We start from the raw sequence: 299 nt of genomic DNA on the forward strand, positions 1-299 counted from the left end.
CAGCGTAGCCGAAGAGCTTTATTTAAAAAGTGAAATCAACGATATCGTAATTCGCCCAATTGAAATTCCAAAATTTAAAGAGGCCATCAAAAAGGCCATTGACTGGGCTTCACATGAAGAGTTTGAGCAATCCATTGAGGAAATAGATCGTGAAGAACTACTTCCCATGAAGCTAAGAAACTTCTATCTCTTCGACTCTCTTCCCTACGATGTCTATCTGGAACTGACACAAACGAAGTTTATAAAAATTATCTCTGCAAATAAGAGATACTCTCATAGTGATATTAATGCTTATGCCA

Annotated in this window: 1 protein-coding gene; it reads left to right on the plus strand. The window is 37.1% G+C overall.

What is annotated here, in order from left to right; genetic code table 11:
• On the plus strand, positions 1–299 hold a 299-nt coding region (locus tag M901_RS12950; protein WP_021278654.1), incomplete at both ends, for a hypothetical protein.

Origin of the sequence: Bacteriovorax sp. DB6_IX, assembly GCF_000447775.1 — a bacterium.
In the GTDB taxonomy this organism is placed as follows: Bacteria; Bdellovibrionota; Bacteriovoracia; order Bacteriovoracales; family Bacteriovoracaceae; genus Halobacteriovorax_A.